This is a genomic window from Kluyvera sp. CRP (assembly GCF_019930565.1).
Lineage (GTDB): Bacteria > Pseudomonadota > Gammaproteobacteria > Enterobacterales > Enterobacteriaceae > Kluyvera > Kluyvera georgiana_A.
On sequence record NZ_CP082841.1, the window covers coordinates 2846018 to 2872933 of the forward strand.

Here is a 26916-nt window from a genome sequence, read left to right on the forward strand (position 1 = left end):
ATGCTCAATCAAGAACTGGAACTCAGTTTAAACATGGCTTTCGCCAGAGCGCGCGAGCACCGTCACGAGTTTATGACCGTCGAGCATCTGTTGCTGGCTCTGCTTAGCAATCCATCGGCCCGTGAAGCGCTGGAAGCGTGCTCGGTTGATTTGGTGGCGCTGCGTCAGGAACTCGAAGCCTTCATCGAACAAACCACGCCGGTTCTGCCGGTCAGTGAAGAAGAGCGCGAAACACAACCGACGCTCAGCTTCCAGCGTGTTCTGCAACGCGCGGTCTTCCACGTCCAGTCTTCCGGGCGTAGCGAAGTGACCGGCGCTAACGTCCTGGTGGCGATTTTCAGCGAGCAGGAGTCGCAGGCCGCCTATCTGCTGCGCAAACATGAAGTCAGCCGTCTCGACGTGGTGAACTTTATCTCTCACGGCACGCGTAAAGACGAGCCAAGCCAGCCTTCCGATTCCGGAAATCAGCAACCTAATGAAGAGCAAGCAGGCGGGGAGGAACGTATGGAAAACTTCACCACCAACCTTAATCAGCTTGCTCGCGTTGGGGGAATTGACCCGCTGATCGGTCGCGACAAAGAGCTGGAGCGCGCCATTCAGGTGCTGTGCCGCCGTCGTAAAAACAACCCTCTGCTGGTGGGGGAATCCGGCGTCGGGAAAACGGCGATTGCCGAAGGCCTGGCATGGCGCATTGTGCGCGGTGACGTGCCGGAAATCATGGCCGACTGCACTATCTACTCACTGGATATTGGCTCGCTGCTGGCGGGCACCAAATACCGCGGTGATTTCGAAAAACGCTTCAAAGCACTGCTCAAACAGTTAGAGCAGGATACCAACAGCATTCTGTTCATCGACGAAATCCACACCATTATCGGTGCGGGTGCCGCGTCGGGTGGCCAGGTGGACGCGGCAAACCTGATTAAACCGCTGCTCTCCAGCGGCAAGATTCGGGTGATGGGCTCGACCACCTACCAGGAATTCAGCAATATCTTTGAGAAGGACAGGGCGCTGGCGCGTCGTTTCCAGAAAATCGACATTACCGAACCGTCGGTAGAAGAGACCGTGCAGATTCTGAACGGCCTGAAACCGAAATACGAAGCACACCATGACGTACGCTACACCGCCAAAGCGGTGCGCGCGGCGGTGGAACTGGCGGTGAAATACATCAACGATCGTCATCTGCCGGATAAAGCGATTGATGTCATTGATGAGGCTGGCGCCCGCGCTCGCCTGATGCCGGTGAGCAAGCGTAAGAAAACGATTAACGTGGCGGACATTGAATCCGTGGTCGCGCGCATTGCGCGTATCCCGGAGAAAAGCGTCTCCCAGAGCGATCGCGATACGCTGAAAACGCTCGGCAATCGCCTGAAAATGCTGGTATTTGGTCAGGATAACGCCATCGATGCGCTGACGGAAGCGATTAAGATGAGCCGTGCGGGTCTCGGCCACGAGCATCGCCCGGTGGGCTCCTTCCTGTTTGCTGGCCCGACAGGGGTAGGTAAAACGGAAGTGACCGTCCAGCTGGCGAAGGCGATGGGCATTGAGCTGCTGCGGTTCGATATGTCTGAATATATGGAACGCCACACGGTGAGCCGCCTGATCGGCGCGCCTCCGGGATACGTTGGTTTTGATCAGGGCGGCCTGCTGACCGATGCGGTGATTAAGCATCCGCACGCGGTGCTGCTGCTGGACGAAATCGAAAAAGCGCACCCGGACGTCTTCAACCTGCTGTTGCAGGTGATGGACAACGGCACGCTGACGGATAACAACGGTCGTAAAGCCGACTTCCGTAACGTGGTGCTGGTGATGACCACCAACGCCGGCGTACGTGAAACCGAGCGTAAATCGATTGGTCTTATCCAGCAGGACAACAGCACCGACGCGATGGAAGAGATCAAAAAGATCTTTACGCCAGAGTTCCGTAACCGTCTGGACAACATTATCTGGTTCGATCATCTGTCTACCGACGTGATCCATCAGGTGGTGGATAAGTTCATTGTCGAGCTGCAGGTTCAGCTGGATCAGAAAGGCGTCTCGCTGGAAGTGAGCCAGGAAGCCCGCAACTGGCTGGCCGACAAAGGCTACGACCGGGCGATGGGCGCGCGTCCAATGGCGCGTGTGATTCAGGATAACCTGAAGAAACCGCTGGCTAACGAACTGCTGTTTGGTTCGCTGGTGGACGGCGGTCAGGTGACCGTGGCGCTCGATAAAGAGAAAAATGCGCTGACCTACGGCTTCCACAGTGCCCAGAAGCACAAACCGGAAGCGGCGCATTAACGGCGAGCACTCGCATTAAAACGAAAACCGAGCTGATAGTGGCTCGGTTTTTTTTGTCTCTCGTTTCTCGGGCGACGTTGACAGATCATTTTCGCAAATTTGAACTGTTGAATAATAACCCGACGTAAGCCGCGGCATGCTAACGACAGGATTTAGCCGAACGGTGGGATGATGTTGACAAAAGTGTTATCGGTGATGTTGCTGACGTGTGCCTTATTTTCTGGCCAACTGATGGCGGGGCATAAAGGCCACCAATTTTTGTGGGTTAAGAACGTCGGTCACCAGCTACGCCATGAGGCTGATAGCGATGAATTGCGCGTGGTGGCGGAAGAGTCGGCTGAAGGGTTGCGGGATAGCCATAACTGGCGAAAGGCGCATAAACCCGACACTTATGTTTTATGATACGGATGAAAGAAAGCCAAAAAAAATGCCCCGCATAAGCAGGGCATCACATTCGGCAAATAGCGCTCGGCGAACTTCGCGCCAGACGCTCATTATCTGCGGTGATTAGCGACTACGGAAGACAATGCGGCCTTTGCTCAGGTCGTACGGGGTCAGCTCAACAGTCACTTTGTCGCCCGTCAGGATGCGGATATAGTTTTTGCGCATTTTACCGGAGATATGTGCAGTAACCACGTGTCCGTTTTCCAGTTCTACGCGGAACATGGTATTAGGTAACGTTTCAAGAACGGTACCCTGCATTTCAATATTGTCTTCTTTGGCCATCTAATCCTCTGGGGTATCACTACCGTAATTTGAACCGGCAAGATAATGCCGAAGTTCATCATGTAAGTAAAGAATTGTCCGTCTTAATCGGCGAAAGTCGTTTTTGCGCATTACCCTTTCACCACACCAAAACAGCGTGTGATGGGCGCGAACCAGGCCGGAAATAGCAGGATAAACGTGGGCGTTATCTGACTCGAATGATTCCCAAACGGCGGCGGGGCAAAAGGCAGAAGCGACTCTCGTCGGCAATTATATCATCCTGATGGAAATTGTGCTGAAAACATTTACGCTTCAGGTGAAAAGAGCTGCCCCGGAACCCAGAATTTGTCCTCCAGCGGCTGCATGCGTAGCGTATTGAGATATTCAAGGTAGTCGCGGCGAGGTATCTCTATCGCGCCCAGAGACGCGGTATGGCTGTTTAACACCTGGCAGTCAATCAGTTTGCCGCCCGCACGGCTAAACGCCTCACAGAAGACGTACAGCGCGGTTTTAGAGGCATTCTCCGCGCGGCTGAACATAGACTCGCCGCAAAAAAGCTCGCCCATCGCGACGCCGTACATGCCGCCAACCAGCGTTTCTCCCTGCCAGACCTCGATAGAATGCGCATGACCCAGCTCATGCAGGCGATGGTAGGCCTGGCTGATGCTGGTGGTGATCCAGGTACCTTCGTGGCGATCCTGCGCGCAGCCCTCGATGACCTGACTAAAGGCATAATTGAGCGTGACGCGATAGGGCGAGTGGCGATGAAAGCGTTTCATACTGCGGCTGAGATGGAACTGCTCGGGCCACAGCACGGCGCGAGGATCTGGCGACCACCAGAGGATCGGGTCGCCGGGCGAAAACCACGGGAAGATCCCGCGTTGATAGGCCATTAGCAGACGCGCGGGACCAAGATCGCCGCCGAGCGCCAGCAGCCCGTTGGGTTCACGTAATGCGCCCTCCGGGGAGGGAAAAGCAATCGAATGACGAGAAAGCTGCACAAGGCGCATGTCGCGAAAACCCCACGAAACTAAGTTAACTCAATCATAGTCTACAGACGCTGTTTGAACTGGTAGTAACGACCTTGTTTTGCCAGCAGTTCTGTATGATTACCTTGCTCAATAATTTGCCCGTTGTCCATGACAATTATCCGATTAAAGCGCGCCAGGCCACGCAGGCGGTGGGTAACCATCAGCAGCGTTTTTTCGCGCATGACTTCAGCCAGCAGTTCAAGAATCTGGCTTTCTGTGGTGGCGTCCAGTCCTTCGGTCGGTTCGTCCAGCAGCATCAGCGGCGCATCGTGCAATAGCGCACGGGCAATGCCCAGACGGCGCAGTTCGCCGCCAGAAAGCTGGCGGCCGCCTTCGCCAAGCCAGCTGTTGAGACCGGCATCTTCCAGCAATTTCTCCAGCCCCGTGCGATGCAGTACGTCACTAAGCATATCGTCGGTGGCATCTGGCCGGGCCAGCAGCAGGTTGTCACGCAGCGTGGCGCTGAACAGATGCACGCGTTGCGGCACCAGGCTCATAGTTTGACGTAACGTCTGCTCATCGAACTGATTAAGCGCGATATCGTTGAGCAAAATGCTGCCCTGCTGCGGATCCCATGCGCGGGTTAGCAGTTGCAGGAGCGTTGATTTGCCGCAGCCGGTGCGCCCGAGGATAGCGATATGCTCCCCGGCTGCCACGTGCAGCGAGAGATTTTCCAGCGCGGGTTGCGTCTGCTCTGGATAGGTAAAGGCGACCTCCTTCAGCGTGAGCGCTACCTGCTGTGGACGAACGCTGGCCTGCTGCGGGAAAGTGACTTCAGGCTGTTGCTCGATAATCTGGCTCACGCGCAGCGCTGACGCAATCACCTGTCCCAAATGCTGGAACGCGCCGGTCACCGGGGCCAGAGCTTCAAAGGCCGCCAGCGCGCAGAAAACAAACAGTGCAATCAATGCGCCCGGCTGGGCGATATCGCCCACGCCGCCGGCGGCAAGCCACAACATCGCGACCACGGCTGCGGCGCCAATCAGCAGCATCAGCGCCTGAGACAGCGCGGTCAGTTCAGACTGGCGGCGCTGCGCGTCGTGCCAGTTAAGCTCCGTCTGTTCCATTTGTTTACGATAGCGATCGCTGGCGTTGAAAATGGTCAGCTCCGCCTGTCCTTGCAGCCAGCCGGTGAGCTGCTGGCGATATTGACCACGCAGCGTAGTGAGCTGCTCGCCGGTGGGTTTACCCGCGCGATAAAACAGCGGTGGCAGTATCAGCAGCGTGGCGAGCATAATTCCGCCGAGCGTCAGGGCCAGATTGACGTCCAACAGGCTTAATCCGGCGGTAACGACCAGGATAACCACCAGCGCGCCAACCAGCGGAGAAATCACGCGCAGATAGAGATGATCCAGCGTATCGACATCGGCCACCATGCGGTTGAGCAGCTCGCCCTGACGAAAACGCGCCAGCCCGGCAGGTGAGAGCGGCAGCAGTTTGCTGAAGGTGAAGACGCGCAGATGCTGCAAGACGCGGAAAGTGGCGTCATGGCTGACCAGACGTTCAAAGTAACGCCCGGCGGTACGGATAATCGCCGCGCCGCGCACACCCGCCGCAGGCAGCATGTAGTTAAAACTGTAAGCGCCAGCAAACCCGACCACCGCCGAAGCGGAGAGGAACCAGCCGGAAAGCGTCAGCAAGCCGATGCTGGCGAGCAGCGTCACAATCGCCAGAACCACGCCGAGGCTTAATAGCCATTTATGGCGTTTATAGAGCGCCAGATAAGGCAACAGTGCGCGCATTTAGATCTCCTCCTGACGATTGGCCAGCAGGCTGGCGAAAACGCCGTTGGCTGCAACCAGCTGCGAATACGAGCCTTGCTCGATAATCTGGCCGTTTTCCATGACCCAGATAGCATCCCACTCGGTAATGCCTTCCAACTGGTGGGTGACCATCAGGGTCGTTTGTTGCGTTGAGGCTTCACCCAGCGCCTGCATGACGCGCTGTTCGCTATGAGCATCAAGGCTGGCGGCAGGTTCATCAAGCAGCAGCAGACGGCAAGGAGCGAGGAGGGCGCGGGCGACGGCGACGCGCTGCGCCTGGCCGACGGAGAGGCGCGCGGACTGCTCGCCAACCGCGGTATCAATGCCGTCAGGAAGCTGCGGCAGAAACTCATTGACCCACGCTTTTTCCAGCGCCTGATGCAGTTGTTCTTCGCTGGCCTCCGGGTTGCCCAGCAGCACATTCTCGCGAAGTGTGGCGGCCGGCAGCTGTGGATTTTGACCGACCCAGCTCATCAATCGATGCCAGCTTTCCGGTTGCAGGTGACGGAGTTCGATACCGTTGACCTTCAGCGAACCGCTGTAGGGGAGGAAACCGGCCAGTGCGTTCAACAGCGAGCTTTTACCGGAACCACTTTGCCCCACCAGCACCACTCGCTGCCCGGCATTGAGCGTGAAGTTGAGCGGGCCGACGAGCATTTTGCCTTCCGGCGAAGTGATGAAAAGATCTTTCGCGCAAAGCGACACCGGCTCGCTGGTCTCCAGTATCTGCTCACCCTGTTCAGGGTGCGCCAGCGGCGCTTCAAGGAAGGTTTTCAGGCTGTCGGCAGCGCCTACCGCCTGGGCTTTGGCGTGGTAAAAGGTCCCCAGATCGCGTAGCGGCTGGAAGAATTCAGGGGCCAGAATCAGCGCCAGGAAGCCGGAGGAGAGCGTGACCGCCGCGCCGTAGCTGCCAAAATTCAGCTCACCGAGGTATGAGAAACCGAAATAGACCGCCACCAGTGCAATCGACAGGGAGGTGAAAAACTCCAGTACGCCGGAGGAGAGGAACGCCAGGCGCAGAACTTCCATGGTGCGCTGGCGAAAATCCTGCGAGGCTTCGCGGATATTGTCGGTCTCGGCTTTTCCACGGCCAAAAATACGTAAGGTATCCATGCCGCGCAGACGGTCCAGGAAGTGGCCGCTCAAGCGCGCCAGGGCCAGGAAGTTGCGGCGGTTGGCGTCGGCGGCGCCCATGCCGACCAGCGCCATAAACAGCGGGATCAGCGGAGCGGTGGCCAGCAGTATCAACGCGGCGACCCAGTTGGACGGGAAAATGGCGACGACGATCAGCAGCGGCACGCAGGCAGCCAGCGCCATCTGTGGCAGGTAGCGGGCGTAGTAGTCGTGCATATCGTCAATTTGCTCAAGAATCAGCGTCGCCCAACTGCCGGCCGGCTTGCCCTGAATCCACGCCGGGCCAGCCTGTTGCAGACGGTCCAGCACCTGACGGCGAATCTCAAAACGAATCTGTTGCCCGGCATGAAAACCGACCCGCTCGCGCAGCCACACCACCCAGGCGCGGAGGACGAAAACCAGCACCAGCTGAATAAACGGCATCAGCAGCGCCTCGCGCGGAATGTTCTCCATAATCATATGGTGAAGGATGCGGGCCAGCAGCCACGCCTGAGCAATAATCAGTATCCCACTGGCGAAGCCGAGCAGGCGGGAGAGCATCAACCAGCGGCGAGACAGGACGCTTTGCTGTTTGAGCCAGCGGGTGAGTTCTTGTTGGCGACTTTTATTCATTGGGCGCTTAGCAGGTGGCTTATGGATAATGGTTTCAGTTATGGGCGCGGCAATGTTACATCGCAGAAAAAATAAAGGCGACTTATCGTCGCCTTTTTTACTTTTGTTACTGACTTGTAAAGATTATTTGCAGGCGTCGGCCAGACCGTCGAGGTAGCGTTCCGCGTCCAGCGCCGCCATACAGCCGGTGCCCGCAGAGGTGATTGCCTGACGGTAAATGTGGTCCATCACGTCGCCCGCAGCGAACACGCCAGGGATGCTGGTCTGGGTGGCGTTGCCGTGGATACCGGACTGCACTTTGATGTAGCCGTTTTCCAGCGCCAGCTGGCCTTCGAAAATCGCCGTGTTCGGGCTGTGGCCGATAGCCACGAACAGACCTGCGACGTCCAGCGATTCAATATCATCGCTCTCGGTTGAACGCAGACGCAAACCGCTCACGCCCATCTGATCGCCGGTCACTTCTTCCAGCGTACGGTTGGTGTGGAGCACGATATTGCCGCTTTCCACTTTATCCATCAGACGCTTGATGAGGATTTTCTCCGCGCGGAAAGAATCACGACGGTGAATCAGGTGCACTTCTGATGCAATGTTGGACAAGTACAGCGCTTCTTCTACTGCGGTGTTGCCGCCGCCGATGACCGCCACTTTCTGATTACGATAGAAGAACCCGTCGCAGGTCGCGCAGGCGGAAACGCCGCGGCCTTTAAACGCTTCTTCCGACGGCAGACCCAGATAACGGGCAGACGCGCCGGTAGCGATGATTAACGCATCGCAGGTGTATTCGCCGCTGTCGCCGGTAAGACGGAACGGACGGTTTTGCAGATCCACGCTGTGAATGTGGTCAAAAATAATTTCGGTTTCAAATTTGGTCGCATGCTCGTGCATACGTTCCATCAGCAGCGGACCGGTCAGATCGTTCGGATCGCCAGGCCAGTTTTCCACCTCGGTGGTGGTGGTCAGTTGACCGCCTTTTTCCAGCCCGGTAATCAAAACCGGTTGCAGGTTTGCGCGTGCAGCATAGACCGCAGCGGTGTATCCCGCAGGTCCAGAACCAAGGATTAGCAGCTTACTGTGTTTGGCCGTGCCCATGAGATCCCCATAATTGTTGGCAGACATTGTTCGGGATTGTAGGGAATTTGTAGACGTAAAAAAAGAGCACAGCGATTTTGTTAACGATATGTGTAATAGAGTGAGCCGATTGATTGTTTATTTTAACATCAAAAAATATAACTATTTCTACTGTTCGCTGCTGGATTATAAGACGATTACATGTGAATCAAGCCCGCGTGATAATGAATATCTGGCATGTTGTACTAAAAAAAGATGTTTTGCTTTGACAATCACCTGTGCTTTTGCGACAACATTCAAGGAAGAAGAAAAGCAGTGTTTCGCGTGTGGTGAATTTTCATGCACGCAAATGCCATTTTTACCCGGATCACTGAAATCTACGTATGGTGTGGACAGACGTCATACGTGATGTCGGAGGGTGGCCGCGAGGCGCCGGGGCTTCTCATACGCAACCCCTGGGATATGCGTCGTTGCAGCAACAACGGCGTGTTGAAAACGGGAGAAGGCTCTGAACAGTGAAGTGCACAGAGTCAAGACAGGAGTAGGGAAGGAATACAGAGAGACAATAATAATGGTAGATAGTAAAAAACGCCCTGGCAAAGATCTCGACCGCATCGACCGCAACATCCTGAATGAGCTGCAAAAAGATGGGCGTATTTCGAACGTCGAGCTTTCCAAAAGAGTAGGACTTTCTCCGACCCCGTGCCTTGAGCGCGTACGTCGTCTGGAACGACAGGGTTTTATTCAGGGCTATACCGCGCTGTTAAACCCGCATTATCTGGATGCATCGCTGCTGGTATTTGTTGAGATTACTCTGAATCGCGGTGCGCCGGACGTGTTTGAACAATTTAACGCCGCTGTGCAAAAACTTGAAGAAATTCAAGAATGTCACCTGGTATCCGGTGATTTCGACTATCTGTTGAAAACCCGCGTACCGGATATGTCGGCTTACCGTAAGCTTCTTGGCGAGACCCTGCTACGCCTGCCAGGCGTTAACGACACCCGTACTTACGTCGTGATGGAAGAGGTCAAGCAGAGTAATCGTCTGGTAATTAAGACCCGCTAAAACGGAACAGGTGCAAAATCAGCGTAGTTTGATTACACTCCTGTTAATCCATACAGCAACAGTGTCGGCGCAATCTGGCACTGTTGTCCGTTTTAGCATTTGGCACCTGGAGAGCCTTTCTTGAGCCAGGAATATACAGAAGACAAAGAAGTCAAACTCACAAAACTCAGCAGCGGACGCCGGCTCCTTGAGGCGTTACTCCTTCTCTGCGCCATTTTTGCCGTCTGGCTAATGGCAGCACTACTGAGCTTCAATCCTTCCGATCCCAGCTGGTCGCAAACGGCCTGGCATGAGCCTATCCACAATTTGTGCGGTGCGCCCGGAGCATGGCTGGCCGATACGCTGTTCTTCATTTTCGGCGTGATGGCTTACACCATTCCGGTGATTATCATCGGCGGCTGTTGGTTCGCCTGGCGACACCGTGCCAGCGAAGACTACATCGACTATTTTGCCGTATCGCTGCGCCTGATTGGCGTGCTGGCGCTGATCCTGACCTCCTGCGGCCTTGCCGCCATTAACGCCGATGATATCTGGTACTTTGCTTCCGGCGGCGTGATTGGCAGCCTGCTCAGCACCGCGCTACAGCCCATGCTGCATAGCAGCGGCGGCACCATTGCGCTGCTGTGTATCTGGGCGGCGGGCCTGACGCTGTTTACCGGCTGGTCCTGGGTCAGCATCGCCGAGAAAATGGGCAGTTGGATCCTCAATATCCTGACTTTTGCCAGCAATCGCACCCGTCGCGACGATACCTGGGTCGATGAAGACGAATACGAAGAAGAAGACGAGTACGAAGATGACGTGGCGCAGAGCAATACGCGCGAATCTCGTCGTGCCCGCATCCTGCGTGGCGCACTGGCCCGCCGTAAGCGTATTGCTGAAAAATTCGCAAACCCGATGGGCCGCAAAACCGACGAAGCGCTGTTCTCGGGCCGCCGAATGGATGAGCCGGAAGAGACTGCCCGCTACGCGGCCCAGGCCGATCCAGATGATGTACTGTTCTCCGGTGCCAGCGCGACGCGCGCGGCGGAGTATGATGAATATGATCCGCTGCTGAATGGCCACTCGGTTACCGCGCCAGCCGCCGCAGCAACTGCCGTTGCTTCAACCCCAGTATGGGCAGCCGATTCGACCCAGGCAATTGCGCCAGGGGAAGCGCCGGGTGTGGAATGGCAGTCCGTGCCGTCGCCAACTGCCGTTGACCCAACTATCGCACCTGCGCCAGAAGGCTGGCCGCCAGTGCAGCAGCCTGCTTACGAACAGCCGCAGTACGCTCAGCCTCAGCAACCGGCTTACGAACAGCCGCAGTACGCTCAGCCTCAGCAGCCGGCTTACGAACACCCGCAGTACGCTCAGCCTCAGCAACCGGCTTACGAGCAGCCGCAGTACGCTCAGCCTCAGCAGCCTGCTTACGAGCAGCCGCAGTATGCTCAGCCTCAGCAGCCGGCTTACGAACAGCCGCAGTACGCTCAGCCTCAGCAACCGGCTTACGAACAGCCGCAGTATGCTCAGCCTCAACAGCCGGCTTACGAGCAGCCGCAGTACGCTCAGCCTCAGCAACCGGCTTACGAACAGCCGCAGTACGCTCAGTCTCAGCAGCCGGCTTACGAGCAGCCGCAGTATGCTCAGCCTCAACAGCCTGCTTACGAACAGCCGCAGTATGCTCAGCCTCAGCAGCCGGTTTACGAACAGCCGCAGTATGCTCAGCCTCAGCAGCCGGTTTACGAACAGCCGCAGTATGCTCAGCCTGAACAGCCTGTTCACGAACAGCCATACGTGGCCGAGCCTGCGCCGACTGTTGAACCAGAACCAGTTGTTGAAGAAGAAGTTAAACCGGCCCACCGCCCACCGCTCTACTACTTCGAAGAAGTGGAAGAAAAACGCGCGCGTGAGCGTGAACAGCTGGCAGCATGGTATCAGCCGATCCCTGAACCTTTAGCGCCGGTTGAACAGCGCGCTTCGTCCATGCCTTCTGCATCGGCGTCGGTTGCGGTGCCTGAACCTTCAGCCGCTGTGGATCCGGTTGCGGCCAGCGTTCGTCACGCAGCTACCGCTGCTGGCACCGTCGCTGCCGCAGCAGCGTCAGCGCCGCTGTTTAGCCCAGCTGAAGGGCCGCGTCCGCAGGTGAAAGAGGGCATTGGCCCGAAATTACCGCGTCCGAACCGTGTCCGCGTGCCGACGCGTCGCGAACTGGCGTCCTATGGCATCAAGCTGCCGTCGCAGCGTATGGCCGAAGAACGTGCCGCGCGCGAAGCTGAGCGTTATCAGCATGATGACGATGTTAATCTCAGCGACGATGAAGCCGATGCGCTGGAACAAGATGCGCTGGCGCGTCAATTCGCCGCCTCTCAGCAGCAGCGTTACGGTGAATCGCACGTTGAGGATTACGCCGAGGATGAAAACGACGCCGATGCCGCCGCGGAGGCCGAACTGGCACGCCAGTTTGCCGCCTCTCAGCAGACGCGTTATGCCAGCGAGCAGCCGGAAGGCGCGCATCCCTTCTCGCTTGATGACTTCGAATTCTCGCCGATGAAAGCGCTGGTTGATGATGCGCCAAAAGCGCCGCTGTTTACCCCAAGCGTGATGCCGGAGCCTGAGGCACCGCAGCCGCAGCAATATCAACAGCAGCCGCCTCAGCATGCGCAAGGCTATCATCAGCCACAACAGCCACAACAGCCGCAGTATGCTCAACCACAGCAGCAGCCACAACAGCCGCAGTATGCGCAGCCGCAGCCGCAACCGCAGTACGCGCCGCCGCAACAGCCTGCCACGCCGCCGCAGGAGAGCCTGATTCACCCGCTGTTGATGCGTAATGGCGACGACCGTCCGTTGCAAAAACCGACTACGCCGCTGCCGTCGCTGGATCTGTTAACTCCGCCGCCAACGGAAGTTGAGCCGGTCGATACCTTCGCGCTGGAGCAGATGGCGCGCCTGGTGGAAACGCGTCTGGCGGATTACCGTATCAAAGCTGACGTCGTGAACTACTCACCGGGCCCGGTTATCACTCGCTTCGAGCTGAATCTGGCGCCGGGCGTTAAGGCCGCGCGAATCTCTAACCTTTCTCGCGACCTTGCACGTTCTCTGTCGACCGTGGCGGTGCGCGTGGTGGAAGTTATCCCTGGCAAGCCGTACGTGGGTCTGGAACTGCCAAACAAGAAACGTCAGACCGTTTACCTGCGTGAAGTGCTGGACTGCGATAAATTCCGCGATAACCCGTCGCCGCTGACCGTGGTGCTGGGTAAAGATATCGCCGGTGAGCCCGTGGTGGCCGATCTCGGTAAGATGCCGCACCTGCTGGTTGCGGGTACCACCGGCTCTGGTAAGTCTGTCGGCGTGAACGCCATGATCCTCAGTATGCTGTACAAAGCGCAGCCGGAAGACGTGCGATTCATCATGATCGACCCGAAAATGCTGGAACTGTCGGTTTACGAAGGGATCCCGCACCTGCTGACGGAAGTGGTTACCGACATGAAAGACGCCGCCAACGCCTTGCGCTGGAGCGTCAACGAAATGGAACGCCGCTACAAGCTGATGTCGGCGCTGGGTGTCCGTAACCTGGCGGGCTATAACGATAAGATCGCCGAAGCCGCGCGCATGGGCCGTCCGATTCCGGATCCTTACTGGAAGCCGGGCGATAGCATGGACGCCACCCATCCGGTGCTGGAGAAACTGCCTTACATCGTCGTGCTGGTGGATGAATTCGCCGACCTGATGATGACCGTTGGTAAAAAGGTCGAAGAGCTGATTGCGCGCCTGGCGCAGAAAGCGCGTGCGGCGGGGATCCACCTGGTGCTGGCGACCCAGCGTCCGTCGGTGGATGTGATTACCGGCCTTATCAAGGCCAACATCCCAACCCGTATTGCGTTTACGGTTTCCAGTAAAATTGACTCCCGTACCATTCTCGATCAGGGCGGCGCGGAATCGCTGCTGGGGATGGGGGATATGCTTTATGCGGCCCCGAACTCGAATACCCCGATACGTGTCCACGGCGCGTTTGTACGCGACCAGGAAGTTCATGCGGTGGTTCAGGACTGGAAAGCGCGCGGTCGTCCGCAGTACATCGACGGCATCACCTCCGATAGCGAAAGCGAAGGCGGCGGCGGTGGCTTCGAGGGAGGCGAAGAGCTGGATCCGTTGTTCGACCAGGCGGTGAATTTTGTGACCCAGAAACGTAAAGCATCTATCTCCGGCGTGCAGCGTCAGTTCCGCATCGGCTACAACCGTGCGGCGCGTATCATCGAACAGATGGAAGCGCAGGGTATCGTCAGTGAACAGGGGCATAACGGCAACCGTGAGGTGCTGGCACCGCCACCGTTCGACTGATTGCAAAGATGGGTAAATAAGTCAAAATTCAGTATTTTCTTCTGTCGCCGCTCAGGATGAAGTCTTAGAGTGAGTGACAGAAGCTCTCCTGGCGGGAGCATGAGGCTATTTAAGGAATAACAATGAAAAAAGCAGCGATCACGTGTGCATTACTTTCCAGCTTTGTTGTCAGCAGCGTATGGGCTGACGCCGCCGGTGACCTGAAAAGTCGTCTTGACAAAGTCAGCAGTTTCCACGCCAGCTTCACCCAGAAGGTGACGGACGGTAGCGGCAACGCGGTACAGGAAGGTCAGGGCGATCTGTGGGTAAAACGTCCGAATCTGTTTAACTGGCATATGACCCAGCCGGATGAAAGTATTCTGGTTTCCGACGGCAAAACCCTGTGGTTCTATAACCCGTTTGTTGAGCAGGCGACCGCGACCTGGCTGAAAGATGCCACCGGCAACACGCCGTTTATGCTGATTGCCCGTAATCAGGCCAGCGACTGGCAGCAGTACAATATCCAGCAAACCGGCGATGATTTTGTGCTGACGCCGCGCGGCAGCAACGGCAACCTGAAGAAATTTACCATTAACGTCGGACGCGATGGCACTATCCATCAGTTCAGCGCCATCGAGCAGGACGATCAGCGCAGCAGCTATCAGCTGAAATCGCAGCAGAACGGTTCGGTGGACGCGTCCAAATTCACCTTTACACCGCCGCAGGGCGTGACGGTGGACGACCAGCGTAAATAAGAGGCATGCGTGGGCAACCTGTCGCTCGATTTTTCAGATAATACCTTTCAACCTCTGGCCGCGCGTATGCGGCCAGAAAACTTAGCGCAGTATATCGGCCAACAGCATCTGCTGGCGGCCGGTAAACCGCTGCCCCGCGCCATCGAGGCCGGGCATCTGCATTCGATGATTCTGTGGGGGCCGCCGGGCACCGGCAAGACCACGCTGGCGGAAGTGATTGCTCGCTATGCCAACGCCGACGTGGAACGAATTTCAGCCGTCACCTCCGGGGTGAAAGAGATCCGCGAGGCCATCGAGCGCGCGCGGCAGAATCGTAATGCCGGGCGACGCACAATTCTCTTCGTCGATGAAGTTCACCGCTTCAATAAAAGCCAGCAGGATGCGTTCCTGCCGCATATCGAAGACGGCACCATTACCTTCATCGGTGCGACCACCGAAAACCCATCCTTCGAATTAAACTCGGCGCTGCTTTCCCGCGCCCGCGTTTATTTGCTGAAGTCGCTCACCACCGAAGATATTGAGCAAGTGCTTACTCAGGCGATGGAAGATAGCGAACGAGGTTACGGCGGTCAGGATATCATCCTGCCAGACGAAACTCGCCGCGCGATTGCCGAACTGGTGAATGGTGATGCGCGTCGGGCGCTCAATACCCTGGAAATGATGGCCGATATGACCGAGCTTGATGACACGGGTAAGCGCGTACTACAGCCACAGTTACTGACTGAAATAGCTGGCGAGCGCAGCGCGCGTTTTGATAACAAAGGCGACCGTTTTTACGATCTGATTTCCGCGCTACATAAATCGGTACGCGGCAGCGCGCCGGATGCCGCGCTGTACTGGTATGCGCGCATCATCAGCGCCGGCGGCGACCCGCTATACGTGGCGCGGCGTTGCCTGGCGATTGCCTCAGAGGATGTGGGCAACGCCGACCCGCGCGCCATGCAGGTGGCTATCTCCGCCTGGGACTGTTTTACGCGCGTCGGTCCGGCCGAAGGGGAACGGGCGATTGCGCAGGCCATCGTTTATCTTGCCTGCGCGCCGAAAAGCAACGCTGTCTACACCGCGTTTAAAGCGGCGATGGCAGACGCCCGTGAACGTCCGGATTACGATGTGCCGGTTCATCTGCGTAATGCGCCGACTAAGCTGATGAAAGAGATGGGCTATGGTCAGGAGTATCGCTACGCCCACGACGAACCTAACGCTTACGCCGCCGGCGAAGAATATTTCCCCAGTGAAATGGCGCAAACTCGCTACTATCACCCGACGAATCGGGGTCTTGAAGGCAAGATTGGCGAAAAGCTCGCCTGGCTCGCTGAACAGGATCAAAATAGCCGCACAAAACGCTACCGCTAGTGCAGTCGTTGCGGTAATGTTGTCAACGTACCTCTGCGACCACGGGCTGTGGTCGCATACTCCACTTTCAATTCGATAAGCATAGGATAAGCATGCTCGATCCCAATCTGCTGCGTACAGAGCCAGACGCAGTCGCAGAAAAACTGGCACGCCGGGGCTTTAAGCTGGATGTAGATAAACTTCGCGCTCTTGAAGAGCGTCGCAAAGTGCTGCAGGTAGAAACTGAAAATCTGCAGGCAGAGCGTAACTCGCGATCGAAATCCATCGGCCAGGCGAAAGCACGCGGGGAAGATATTGAGCCTTTACGCCTGGAAGTGAACAAGCTTGGCGAACAACTTGATGCCGCGAAATCTGAACTGGACGTTCTGCTGGCAGAGATTCGCGATATCGCGCTGACCATCCCGAACATTCCGCACGACGACGCGCCGGTTGGCCGTGACGAAAACGACAACGTTGAAGTCAGCCGCTGGGGAACGCCGCGCGAATTCGATTTCGAAATCCGCGATCACGTCACACTGGGCGAAATGCACAGCGGTCTGGACTTTGCTGCCGCCGTTAAGCTGACCGGTTCACGTTTCGTTGTGATGAAAGGTCAGATCGCGCGTATGCACCGCGCGCTGTCGCAGTTCATGCTGGACCTGCACACCGAACAGCACGGCTATAGCGAAAACTATGTGCCGTACCTGGTAAACCAGGACACCCTGTACGGTACCGGGCAGTTGCCGAAATTTGCCGGCGACCTGTTCCATACCCGTCCGCTGGAAGAAGAAGCCGACAGCAGCAACTACGCGCTGATCCCGACTGCGGAAGTGCCGCTGACCAACCTGGTTCGCGATGAAATCATCGACGAAGACGATCTGCCGATCAAAATGACCGCGCACACGCCGTGCTTCCGCTCTGAAGCGGGTTCTTACGGTCGTGATACCCGTGGTTTGATCCGTATGCACCAGTTCGACAAAGTTGAAATGGTGCAGATCGTGCGTCCGGAAGACTCCATGGCGGCGCTGGAAGAGATGACCGGTCACGCGGAAAAAGTCCTGCAGCTGCTGGGCCTGCCGTACCGTAAAATCATCCTCTGCACCGGCGATATGGGCTTCGGCGCCTGCAAAACCTACGACCTCGAAGTGTGGGTTCCGGCGCAGAACACCTACCGTGAGATCTCCTCATGCTCGAACGTCTGGGATTTCCAGGCGCGCCGCATGCAGGCTCGCTGCCGCAGTAAGTCCGATAAGAAAACCCGTCTGGTCCATACCCTCAACGGCTCTGGCCTGGCGGTAGGGCGTACGCTGGTTGCGGTGCTGGAAAACTACCAGCAGGCAGATGGTCGTATCGAAGTACCTGAAGTACTGCGTCCTTACATGAACGGTCTGGAATATATCGGTTAATTCCCTGATAGTTTCATCCGAAAAAGCGCCGAAAGGCGCTTTTTTTATATCCTCATTGATACTGAACAATACCTCTCCTGGTAGAACCCTTAATACTCACTTCGAAGTAGCAACAGCATATAACACTATAATAATAGCCATTCGTTATATATAAAACTATATAACGAGCTTTGTTTCCAATGTAAGCAACGAAGTGAGTGTCCATGAAAACTGAAACCCCCGATGCTTTACTGGCAGCCGAGGTCAGCCGCCGTGGTTTAATGAAAACCACGGCCATAGGTGGCCTGGCGATGGCCAGCAGCGCTTTTACGCTTCCCTTTAGCCGCATCGTGAACGCGGCCGATACGCTGGCCCCGGCTACCGCCGCTGAGCACGTTACCTGGAGTGCGTGTACGGTAAACTGTGGAAGCCGCTGCCCGCTGCGCATGCATGTTGTCGATGGCGAGATTAAATACGTAGAAACCGATAATACCGGTGATGATAACTACGACGGTTTGCACCAGGTGCGTGCCTGTCTGCGCGGCCGCTCGATGCGCCGTCGCGTCTATAACCCGGACCGTCTCAAATACCCGATGAAGCGCGTCGGTAAACGCGGTGAAGGCAAATTCGAGCGTATCAGCTGGGAAGAAGCCTTTGATACCATTGCCGATAATATGAAGCGCCTGATCAAAGATTACGGCAACGAATCTATTTATCTCAACTATGGTACCGGGACGCTCGGCGGCACCTTAACCCGTTCCTGGCCGCCGGGAAAAACCCTGATTGCGCGTCTGATGAACTGCTGCGGCGGTTACCTGAACCATTATGGTGACTACTCTTCAGCACAGATTGCTGCCGGTCTGAATTACACCTACGGCGGTTGGGCCGACGGTAACAGTCCGTCCGATATTGAAAACAGCAAGCTGGTGGTGCTGTTCGGTAACAACCCTGGCGAAACGCGCATGAGCGGCGGCGGGGTGACTTACTATCTGGAGCAGGCGCGGCAGAAATCGAACGCGCGGATGATCATTGTCGATCCACGCTATACCGATACCGGCGCGGGCCGTGAAGATGAATGGATCCCGATTCGTCCGGGTACCGATGCGGCGCTGGTTTCTGCGCTGGCGTGGGTGATGATTACCGAAAATCTGGTCGATCAGCCGTTCCTCGATAAGTACTGCGTCGGCTATGACGAGAAAACGCTGCCGAAGAGTGCTCCGGCCAACGGTCACTACAAAGCTTATATCCTGGGGCAGGGTAATGATGCCACGGCGAAAACGCCGGAGTGGGCATCCACGATCACCGGTATTCCAGCCGATCGTATCGTGAAACTGGCGCGTGAAATCGCCAGCGCTAAACCGGCCTATATCTCCCAGGGCTGGGGTCCGCAGCGTCACGCCAACGGCGAAATCGTCACCCGCGCGATTTCCATGCTGTCGATTTTGACCGGTAACGTCGGTATTCACGGTGGCAACAGCGGCGCGCGTGAAGGTTCCTATGAAGTGCCATTCGAACGTATGCCGACGTTCGATAACCCGGTTGAAACCAGCATCTCCATGTTTATGTGGACCGATGCGATCGTTCGTGGTCCGGAAATGACCGCGCTGCGTGACGGTGTACGCGGTAAGGACAAGCTGGATGTGCCGATCAAAATGATCTGGAACTATGCCGGTAACTGTCTGATTAACCAGCACTCCGAAATTAACCGCACCCATGAAATTCTGCAGGACGATAAGAAATGCGAAATGATTGTGGTGATCGACTGCCACATGACTTCATCGGCGAAATATGCCGATATCCTGCTGCCGGACTGCACCGCTTCCGAGCAGATGGACTTCGCGCTGGATGCCTCCTGCGGCAACATGTCCTACGTTATCTTCACCGATCAGGTCATCAAACCGCGTTTCGAGTGCAAGACGATTTACGACATGACCACCGAGCTGGCGAAACGGATGGGCGTGGAGCAGAAGTTCACCGAAGGGCGCACGCAGGAAGGCTGGATGCGTCATCTGCATGAACTTTCTCGCCAGGCGGTGCCGGAGCTGCCAGATTTCGATACCTTCCGTAAGCAGGGCATCTTTAAACAGCGCGACCCTGAAGGCCACCACGTGGCGTACAAAGCCTTCCGTGAAGACCCACAGGCCAACCCATTGACGACTCCGTCAGGGAAAATCGAGATCTACTCCGAGGAGCTGGCGAAAATCGCCGCCACCTGGGAACTGCCGGAAGGCGATGTGATCGATCCGTTACCGATCTACACCCCGGGGTTTGAAAACTACAACGATCCGTTGGCGGAAAAATTCCCGCTACAGATGACCGGCTTCCACTATAAGGCGCGTGTGCACTCCACCTACGGTAACGTCGACGTGCTGAAAGCGGCTTGCCGTCAGGAGATGTGGATCAACCCACTGGATGCGAAGAAACGTGGCATTGCCAATGGCGATCGCGTGCGTATCTTCAACGACCGCGGGGAAGTGCATATTGAAGCGAAGGTGACTCCACGCATGATGCCGGGCATCGTTGCGCTGGGTGAGGGGGCCTGGTATGACCCGGATACAAAACGTATCGACCAGGCGGGCTGCATTAACGTGCTGACCACTCAACGCCCGTCGCCGCTGGCGAAAGGCAACCCATCGCACACGAACCTTGTCCAGGTTGAGAAGGTGTAAGGAGTAACCGATGACCACCCAATATGGCTTTTTTATTGATTCGGCACGCTGCACCGGTTGTAAAACCTGCGAGCTGGCGTGTAAAGATTACAAAGACTTAACCCCGGACGTCAGCTTCCGCCGTATTTACGAATACGCGGGCGGCGACTGGCAGGAGGACAACGGCGTCTGGAACCAGAATGTCTTTGCCTACTACCTGTCGATTGCCTGTAACCATTGCGAAGATCCGGCCTGTACCAAAGTGTGCCCAAGCGGCGCGATGCACAAACGTGAAGATGGTTTTGTGGTCGTTAACGAAGATGTCTGCATCGGCTGCCGTTACTGCCACATGGCCTGCCCATACGGCGCGCCGCAATACAACGCCGCCAAAGGCCACATGACCAAGTGCGATGGCTGCCATGAGCGCGTAGCGGAAGGCAAAAAACCAATCTGCGTGGAATCCTGCCCGCTGCGCGCGCTGGACTTTGGGCCGATTGAAGAACTGCGCCAGAAGCACGGCCAACTGGCGGCTGTTGCGCCGCTGCCGTCGGCGCACTTCACCAAACCAAGCATTGTGATTAAACCGAACGCCAATGCACGTCCGTGCGGCGATACCACTGGCTACCTGGCCAATCCGAAGGAGGTGTGAGATGGGAAGTGGATGGCATGAATGGCCGCTAATGATCTTCACGGTCTTTGGGCAGTGCGTGGCCGGCGGTTTTATCGTTCTGGCGCTGGCGCTGATGAAAGGGCAGCTATCGCGCGAGCAGCAACAGCGCGTGGTGCTGAGTATGTTTGCGCTGTGGGTGTTGATGGGCATTGGGTTTGTCGCCTCGACGCTACACCTCGGTTCGCCGATGCGTGCCTTTAACTCGCTGAATCGCGTAGGCGCGTCGTCACTGAGTAACGAAATTGCCAGCGGCGCGATTTTCTTCGCCGTCGGCGGTATCGGCTGGCTGCTGGCCGTGACCAACAAGCTCTCCTGCGCACTGCGTAGCCTGTGGCTGGTGGTGACGATGGTGCTGGGCGTGGTCTTCGTGTGGATGATGGTGCGCGTCTATAACACCATCGATACCGTACCGACCTGGTATAGCGTCTGGACACCGCTGAGCTTCTTCCTGACGCTGTTTATCGGCGGCCCACTGCTGGGTTACCTGCTGCTGTGTTGGGCAGGAGTGGAAGGTTGGGCACTGCGCTTACTGCCGGCGGTGAGCCTCGCGGCGCTGGTGATTAGCGTGGTGGTTTCCCTGATGCAAGGGGTTGAACTGGCCACGATTCACAGCTCGATTCAGCAAGCGTCTGCGCTGGTGCCAGACTACGGTTCGCTGATGGCGTGGCGCGTTGCTGCGATTGTGTTGGCGCTGGTGTGCTGGATAGTTCCGCAGTTGAAGGGCTATCAGCCGGCGCTGCCGCTCCTCAGCCTGGCATTTGTGCTGGTGCTGGTCGGAGAGCTGATTGGGCGTGGCGTGTTTTACGGTCTGCATATGACCGTGGGCATGGCGGTGGCCAGCTAAGCTAATAATCTGCCAGGGCGATCCCGCCCTGGCACTTTTTGTTCATGAATTTTTTCGACTGAACCCTTCCTGCGCATTTACTCCGTTTATCAATAAAAACAATCAAATACATTTTGCTTATTCGTTTGCACCGTCACGCTGAATAAGAAACATCAATCGTCGCGTCAGAAAGCGTGTTTTGGGGCAAATCAGGTGGATTGACAATGTTTTTGGCGGTGGCATGATGCGCTCGAAATCATTCTATCCTCACGGTTTTTAGCCCATGTCCACCTATACTCGCCCAGTGCTGTTGCTGCTCTGCGGCTTACTGTTATTGACGCTGGCGATCGCGGTATTAAACACGCTCGTCCCGCTCTGGCTCGCCCATGAAAATCTGCCAACCTGGCAGGTAGGGATGGTCGGTTCGTCCTATTTTACCGGCAACCTGGTCGGTACGATGCTGACAGGTCGACTGATTAAGCGTCTGGGCTTCAACTTCAGCTATTACATCGCGTCGCTGATTTTTGCTGCGGGCTGCGTGGGGTTGGGCTTTATGGTGGGCTTCTGGAGCTGGATGTTCTGGCGCTTTATCGCCGGCGTCGGCTGCGCGATGATCTGGGTGGTGGTGGAGAGCGCGCTGATGTGCAGTGGCACCTCGCGCAACCGCGGACGGCTGCTGGCGGCTTACATGATGATGTACTACATCGGCACCGTGCTCGGCCAGCTCATTGTCAGCAAGCTGCCGACGGACATGGCGACCATTCTGCCGCTAATGACCGGCGTGGTGTTGGCCGGTATTCTGCCGCTGCTGTTTACCCGTATTCTCAATCAGAAGGATGAACAGCAGGACGACAGCGCGCGCGTCTGGCCGATGTTCAAGCTGCGTCAGGCGCGCCTTGGCGTCAACGGCTGCATTATTTCCGGTATCGTGCTGGGTTCGCTGTACGGGCTGATGCCGCTGTACCTTAACCATCGCGGCGTCAGCGACTCCGGCATCGGTTTCTGGATGGCGGTGATGGTCAGCGCCGGGATTCTGGGCCAATGGCCGATTGGCCGACTGGCGGACCGCTATGGTCGTTTGCTGGTACTGCGCGTCCAGGTGTTTGTCGTCATTATCGGCTGTATGGGGATGTTAAGCCAGGCAATGATGGCGCCCGCGCTGTTTATTCTGGGCGCTGCGGGCTTTACGCTCTATCCGGTCGCGATGGCCTGGGCCTGCGAGAAAGTGGAACACCATCAACTGGTATCGATGAATCAGGCGCTGCTGCTGAGCTATACCATCGGCAGCCTGGTCGGCCCAACGCTAACCGCGATGTTGATGCAAAACTATTCCGATAACCTGCTGTTTATTATGATTGCCGGGGTGTCGTTCGTGTATCTCATGATGCTGCTGCGCAAAGCCGGGCACCATCCGACCCCGGTGGCCCACGCCTGATTTTCGGCGCGTTATCGGCCTGATAACGCGCCTTCCCACCATCGGCACTATACTGAACTCACGTCGCGCTATCGTAGCGCGGCGGTTCAGGCGAGCCTATAACCTGCTGACTTCAACGCCATTAACCCTATTAAATGTGCGGGATGTTGGAGTTTTGCACTGTTACGTTATCCTTTTCTGCTTAGTGCTCGCATAATCATCCGTCGAAAAATAACGCATTTGCGAATAATAACATTCAAGGAACGGATTTTATGGCAAGCGAGCAAGAGAAACAGCTGCGATGGTACAACATCGCGCTGATGTCTTTCATTACGGTGTGGGGTTTTGGCAACGTCGTCAATAACTACGCCAACCAGGGGCTGGTGGTTGTTTTCTCCTGGCTGTTTATCTTCGCCCTTTACTTCACGCCGTATGCGCTGATCGTCGGGCAGCTCGGTTCCACCTTTAAAGACGGCAAGGGTGGGGTCAGTACCTGGATTAAAAACACCATGGGGCCGGGGCTGGCGTATCTGGCGGCCTGGACCTACTGGGTGGTGCATATTCCCTATCTGGCGCAGAAGCCGCAGGCGATTCTGATTGCCCTCGGTTGGGCGATTAAAGGCAACGGCTCGTTGATCACCGAGTACGGCGTTGTCGCGCTCCAGGGCTGCACGCTGGCGCTATTTGTCTTCTTTATGTGGGTGGCTTCGCGTGGAATGAAATCGCTGAAGCTGGTGGGGTCTATCGCCGGTATCGCGATGTTTGTGATGTCGCTGCTGTACGTGGTGATGGCGGTGACCGCACCGGCCATCACCGAAGTGACCATCGCCACCACCAATATTACCTGGCGCACTTTCATTCCGCATTTTGACTTCACTTATATCACCACCATTTCGATGCTGGTCTTTGCCGTTGGCGGCGCGGAGAAAATCTCGCCGTACGTCAACAATACCCGTAATCCCGGAAAAGAGTTTCCGCGCGGGATGATCTTCCTCGCGGTAATGGTGGCGGTGTGCGCCATTCTCGGCTCGCTGGCGATGGGGATGATGTTTGACTCTAACAATATTCCCGATGACCTGATGGCCAACGGTCAGTATTACGCCTTCCAGCGCCTCGGCGAGTACTATCATATGGGCAATAGCCTGATGGTCATTTACGCCATTGCCAACACGTTGGGGCAGGTTGCCGCGCTGGTGTTTTCTATCGATGCGCCGCTGAAAGTACTCTTGAGCGATGCCGATAGTCGCTATATCCCGCAGAAACTGTGCCGCACCAATGCGTCAGGCACGCCGGTCAATGGTTACCTGTTGACGCTGGTGCTGGTGGCGCTGCTGATTATGCTGCCGACGCTGGGCATTGGCGATATGAACAACCTCTACAAGTGGCTGCTTAACCTCAACTCGGTGGTCATGCCGCTGCGCTATCTGTGGGTATTCGTGGCGTTTATTGCGGTGATTCGGCTGGGAAAAAAATATCACGCCGAGTACGTGTTTATTCGCAATCGCTCGCTGGCGATGACCGTTGGCGTATGGTGCTTCCTGTTTACCGCTTTTGCCTGCCTGACCGGCATTTTCCCGAAAATGACCGCTTTCACGCCGGAGTGGGCTTTCCAGCTATCGTTGAACGTGGCGACACCGTTTGTGCTAGTGGGGCTGGGGCTGATTTTCCCGCTGCTGGCGCGTAAGAATCGCTAAAGCGAACAAAGGGGGGAAGCCCCCTTTACGATTACGAGCTGGCGATCATCGATGTGAACTGTTGCTGGCTGGTGATGGCGGTGAGATTCGCTAAACGATTTTCCTCATCCAGCCAGCAGACCAAACGCTGAATGGTTTGAATATGCTGCTCACCGTTTGCCGCGGCCAGTACGATAATCAGCCGCACATCCGGGTGGTCGGGAAAAACGACCGATTCGGCGCAACAGAGCAGCGACAAGCGGCTTTGCTGGCTTAATACGCCTTCTTCCGGACGCGCGTGAGGTAGCGCAAACTCGGGACTAAGGATATACCAGGGGCCGTTCTGCTCGGTGGCGCGGATAATGGCTTGTGCGTAGTGAGCACTGATATCTCCTTGTGCTTCAAGCGGTTGACAGGCGAGCTTAACGGCGCTGCGCCAATCGATTTTTTGCGCGGTGAATTGATGGGCAGTAAAAAGCGCATTCTCCATGTCGAACTCCTGCTGATAAGGTCGCCCGATACGCCGGGCGACCGATTCCCTGGTTAACAAAGCGCACGATATAGCGCGTCGCCAGATATGCCGTATTTGGCTTTTAGCTGCCGGCTGTTACCGGATTCGGTAAATGTATCCTGCGTGCCAAGACGGGTAAGACGAGCGGGGTGGGCCACCTGAGCCAGCGTTTCGGCTATCTGCCCGCCCAACCCACCGTTAACCGTGTGATTCTCGAGCGAAGCAATGATCGGGCAGCCTTCAATCAGCGTAAAGAATGCCTGCTGGTTAAACGGCTTCAGCGTCGCGACGTGGATCAGTTTGCCTTTTTTACCGCTGGCGAGGAGCTTTTCATAGCCTTCAGTCGCTTGCTCAAGCACGGTCCCTTCAAAAACGATCGCAAAGTCACTGCCGCTGTTGGCGATGGCGGCAATATCGCTGACGCGTGGAACGACAGATTTATCGCGGACCGGCATCGGTTCGCGCGCCACGCGGATGTAGACCGGCCCGTTGATGTTTACTGCTTGCTCAAATGCCTCCGCCACCTCTTCGGCATCAGCGGGCGTCAGGATAGTCAGGCCAGGTAGAACCCGGGTGAGCGCCAGGTCTTCCAGGGCATGATGCGAAGCGCCATCAGGCCCATCATCCATCCCGGGGTGGCTGCCGACGAGCTTAATATTGGCTTTGGCGTAGCAGGCCTGCCGTAGCTGAGTCCATGCCGTGCCGGTGATGAACATGGCGAAGTTAACGTAAAAGGGAATGTTGCCTTCCAGCGCCTGACCGATGGCGAAGCTCATCGCCGAACCTTCCGCAATCCCCATTTCGAAAAACGCATCCGGGTAGACGGCGGCGAACTGGTCGGTCCGTGTCGAGCTGGCTAAATCGCTATCAATGGCGACGATCGGGTAGCCTTTTTGTTTCAGGGCGATCAGCGCCTGACCGATTTCATCGCGTGGTGCTTTCATCATTGCAACTCCTCCATAGCCTGCTGGTACTGTTCAGTGGTGGGGGTTTTAGAATGCCAGTCGCCGTTATTTTCCATGTAGCTTACGCCGCAGCCTTTCGTGGTATGGGCGATGATCGCGACTGGTTTGCCTTTAAGATGGCGTGACAGTAGCAGCGTGTCGGCGACCTGGTGCATGTCATTACCGTTTTGTAATTCAAGGACGTGCCAGCCAAAATGACGGATCTTATCGGCTAGTGGTTCGAGGTTAATCACCTCGTTAACCGGGTCGTGAGAAGAAAACCCGTTGTAGTCGATAATGGCTACCAGGTTATCCATTTTCATATGCCCCGCCTGCTGCAGCGTTTCCCAGATTTGCCCTTCATGCATTTCACCGTCACCGATAATGGCGAAGACGCGCTGGTTCTCACCGTGCTGTTTTTTGGCCGCGGCCATCCCGAAAGCGATGGATAATCCCTGACCCAACAGCCCGGTGGTGGCATCCACCTCGGGAATCGACTTAATGCTGGGGTGACCCTGCAGGCGTGAGTTAATCTGGCGGAACGAGCTAAATTCACTTCGATTGATAATTCCTTTCTGGTACAGCATGGCATACTGCGCTGCAACGGCGTGGCCCTTGCTCATCACCACGCGGGCCCGCGGCGAAACAGAAAAATCGACCTCTTCATCATAGATCCACGTCAGGATATCGATGATGGAAAGGGCACCTCCCGGGTGGCCGATCCCTGATTCATAAATCATGCTTACAATGTCACGGCGAGCGCTCAGCGCGTGCGACTTCAGTTGTTCAATAGTCATCGTATTTCC

Annotated in this window: 20 protein-coding genes; 12 read left to right on the forward strand and 8 right to left on the reverse strand. The window is 56.5% G+C overall.

The window, feature by feature from the left end:
• Together clpA and K7B04_RS13375 are read left to right on the forward strand one after the other, a co-directional pair.
• Window positions 1–2277, forward strand: coding sequence for an ATP-dependent Clp protease ATP-binding subunit ClpA (gene clpA / locus K7B04_RS13370; protein WP_163447744.1), 2277 nt, complete (start codon window positions 1–3; stop codon window positions 2275–2277).
• A 171-nt stretch (window positions 2278–2448) separates the two neighbouring features.
• Window positions 2449–2679 (forward strand): DUF2554 family protein, encoded by a 231-nt coding sequence (locus K7B04_RS13375; protein WP_163447743.1) that lies wholly within the window; start codon window positions 2449–2451, stop codon window positions 2677–2679.
• Window positions 2680–2784: 105 nt separating this feature from the next.
• Here the strand turns inward: K7B04_RS13375 and infA are convergent, their stop codons facing one another.
• The 5 genes from infA to trxB form a co-directional block, all read right to left on the reverse strand.
• The gene (gene infA / locus K7B04_RS13380) at window positions 2785–3003 is read right to left on the reverse strand and encodes a translation initiation factor IF-1 (RefSeq protein WP_001040187.1); all 219 of its coding nucleotides are present in this window, start codon (window positions 3001–3003) and stop codon (window positions 2785–2787) included.
• 284 nt (window positions 3004–3287) lie between these two features.
• Window positions 3288–3992: a leucyl/phenylalanyl-tRNA--protein transferase gene (aat, locus tag K7B04_RS13385; RefSeq protein WP_223802236.1), complete on the reverse strand. Its 705-nt coding sequence runs from the start codon at window positions 3990–3992 to the stop codon at window positions 3288–3290.
• Window positions 3993–4033: 41 nt separating this feature from the next.
• Window positions 4034–5755 (reverse strand): cysteine/glutathione ABC transporter ATP-binding protein/permease CydC, encoded by a 1722-nt coding sequence (gene cydC / locus K7B04_RS13390; protein ID WP_223802237.1) that lies wholly within the window; start codon window positions 5753–5755, stop codon window positions 4034–4036.
• Window positions 5756–7522, reverse strand: a complete 1767-nt coding sequence (gene cydD, locus K7B04_RS13395) for a cysteine/glutathione ABC transporter permease/ATP-binding protein CydD (protein WP_223802238.1) — start codon at window positions 7520–7522, stop codon at window positions 5756–5758.
• A 123-nt stretch (window positions 7523–7645) separates the two neighbouring features.
• Window positions 7646–8611, reverse strand: a complete 966-nt coding sequence (gene trxB / locus K7B04_RS13400) for a thioredoxin-disulfide reductase (protein WP_163447739.1) — start codon at window positions 8609–8611, stop codon at window positions 7646–7648.
• A 550-nt stretch (window positions 8612–9161) separates the two neighbouring features.
• On the opposite strand from trxB, the gene lrp reads away from it, so the two are divergent.
• The 10 genes from lrp to K7B04_RS13450 all read left to right on the forward strand — a co-directional run bounded on the left by lrp (window position 9162) and on the right by K7B04_RS13450 (window position 24676).
• Window positions 9162–9656: a leucine-responsive transcriptional regulator Lrp gene (gene lrp, locus K7B04_RS13405; protein WP_000228469.1), complete on the forward strand. Its 495-nt coding sequence runs from the start codon at window positions 9162–9164 to the stop codon at window positions 9654–9656.
• A gap of 120 nt (window positions 9657–9776) precedes the next feature.
• Window positions 9777–13976: a DNA translocase FtsK gene (gene ftsK, locus K7B04_RS13410; RefSeq protein ID WP_223802239.1), complete on the forward strand. Its 4200-nt coding sequence runs from the start codon at window positions 9777–9779 to the stop codon at window positions 13974–13976.
• 122 nt (window positions 13977–14098) lie between these two features.
• Complete coding sequence (lolA, locus tag K7B04_RS13415; RefSeq protein WP_163447737.1) at window positions 14099–14710, forward strand: outer membrane lipoprotein chaperone LolA; 612 nt, start codon at window positions 14099–14101, stop codon at window positions 14708–14710.
• A gap of 9 nt (window positions 14711–14719) precedes the next feature.
• Entirely contained in the window at window positions 14720–16063 is a 1344-nt protein-coding gene (rarA, locus tag K7B04_RS13420) for a replication-associated recombination protein RarA (protein WP_163447736.1), read from the forward strand.
• A gap of 92 nt (window positions 16064–16155) precedes the next feature.
• Window positions 16156–17448, forward strand: coding sequence for a serine--tRNA ligase (gene serS, locus K7B04_RS13425; RefSeq protein WP_035892448.1), 1293 nt, complete (start codon window positions 16156–16158; stop codon window positions 17446–17448).
• Between the two features lie 203 nt (window positions 17449–17651).
• Window positions 17652–20096 carry a dimethylsulfoxide reductase subunit A gene (gene dmsA, locus K7B04_RS13430; RefSeq protein ID WP_064548754.1) on the forward strand — a complete coding sequence of 815 codons (2445 nt, stop codon included), beginning with the start codon at window positions 17652–17654 and terminating at the stop codon, window positions 20094–20096.
• 10 nt (window positions 20097–20106) lie between these two features.
• Window positions 20107–20724: a DMSO/selenate family reductase complex B subunit gene (locus K7B04_RS13435; protein ID WP_167576297.1), complete on the forward strand. Its 618-nt coding sequence runs from the start codon at window positions 20107–20109 to the stop codon at window positions 20722–20724.
• Window position 20725: 1 nt separating this feature from the next.
• Window positions 20726–21589 carry a dimethyl sulfoxide reductase anchor subunit family protein gene (locus K7B04_RS13440; RefSeq protein WP_223802240.1) on the forward strand — a complete coding sequence of 288 codons (864 nt, stop codon included), beginning with the start codon at window positions 20726–20728 and terminating at the stop codon, window positions 21587–21589.
• A gap of 262 nt (window positions 21590–21851) precedes the next feature.
• Window positions 21852–23003: an MFS transporter gene (locus tag K7B04_RS13445; RefSeq protein WP_163447733.1), complete on the forward strand. Its 1152-nt coding sequence runs from the start codon at window positions 21852–21854 to the stop codon at window positions 23001–23003.
• Window positions 23004–23254: 251 nt separating this feature from the next.
• The gene (locus K7B04_RS13450) at window positions 23255–24676 is read left to right on the forward strand and encodes an amino acid permease (protein WP_064548763.1); all 1422 of its coding nucleotides are present in this window, start codon (window positions 23255–23257) and stop codon (window positions 24674–24676) included.
• A gap of 31 nt (window positions 24677–24707) precedes the next feature.
• Here the strand turns inward: K7B04_RS13450 and K7B04_RS13455 are convergent, their stop codons facing one another.
• Genes K7B04_RS13455 through K7B04_RS13465 form a run of 3 tightly spaced genes read right to left on the reverse strand, consistent with a single transcriptional unit; the run spans window position 24708 to window position 26907 of the window.
• Window positions 24708–25145: a PTS sugar transporter subunit IIA gene (locus tag K7B04_RS13455; RefSeq protein WP_223802241.1), complete on the reverse strand. Its 438-nt coding sequence runs from the start codon at window positions 25143–25145 to the stop codon at window positions 24708–24710.
• 53 nt (window positions 25146–25198) lie between these two features.
• Window positions 25199–26110 (reverse strand): transketolase C-terminal domain-containing protein, encoded by a 912-nt coding sequence (locus K7B04_RS13460; protein ID WP_163447760.1) that lies wholly within the window; start codon window positions 26108–26110, stop codon window positions 25199–25201.
• Complete coding sequence (locus tag K7B04_RS13465; protein WP_064548766.1) at window positions 26110–26907, reverse strand: transketolase; 798 nt, start codon at window positions 26905–26907, stop codon at window positions 26110–26112. The genes K7B04_RS13460 and K7B04_RS13465 overlap by 1 nt, the downstream gene beginning before the upstream one ends.
• Between the last annotated feature and the right edge of the window lie 9 nt (window positions 26908–26916).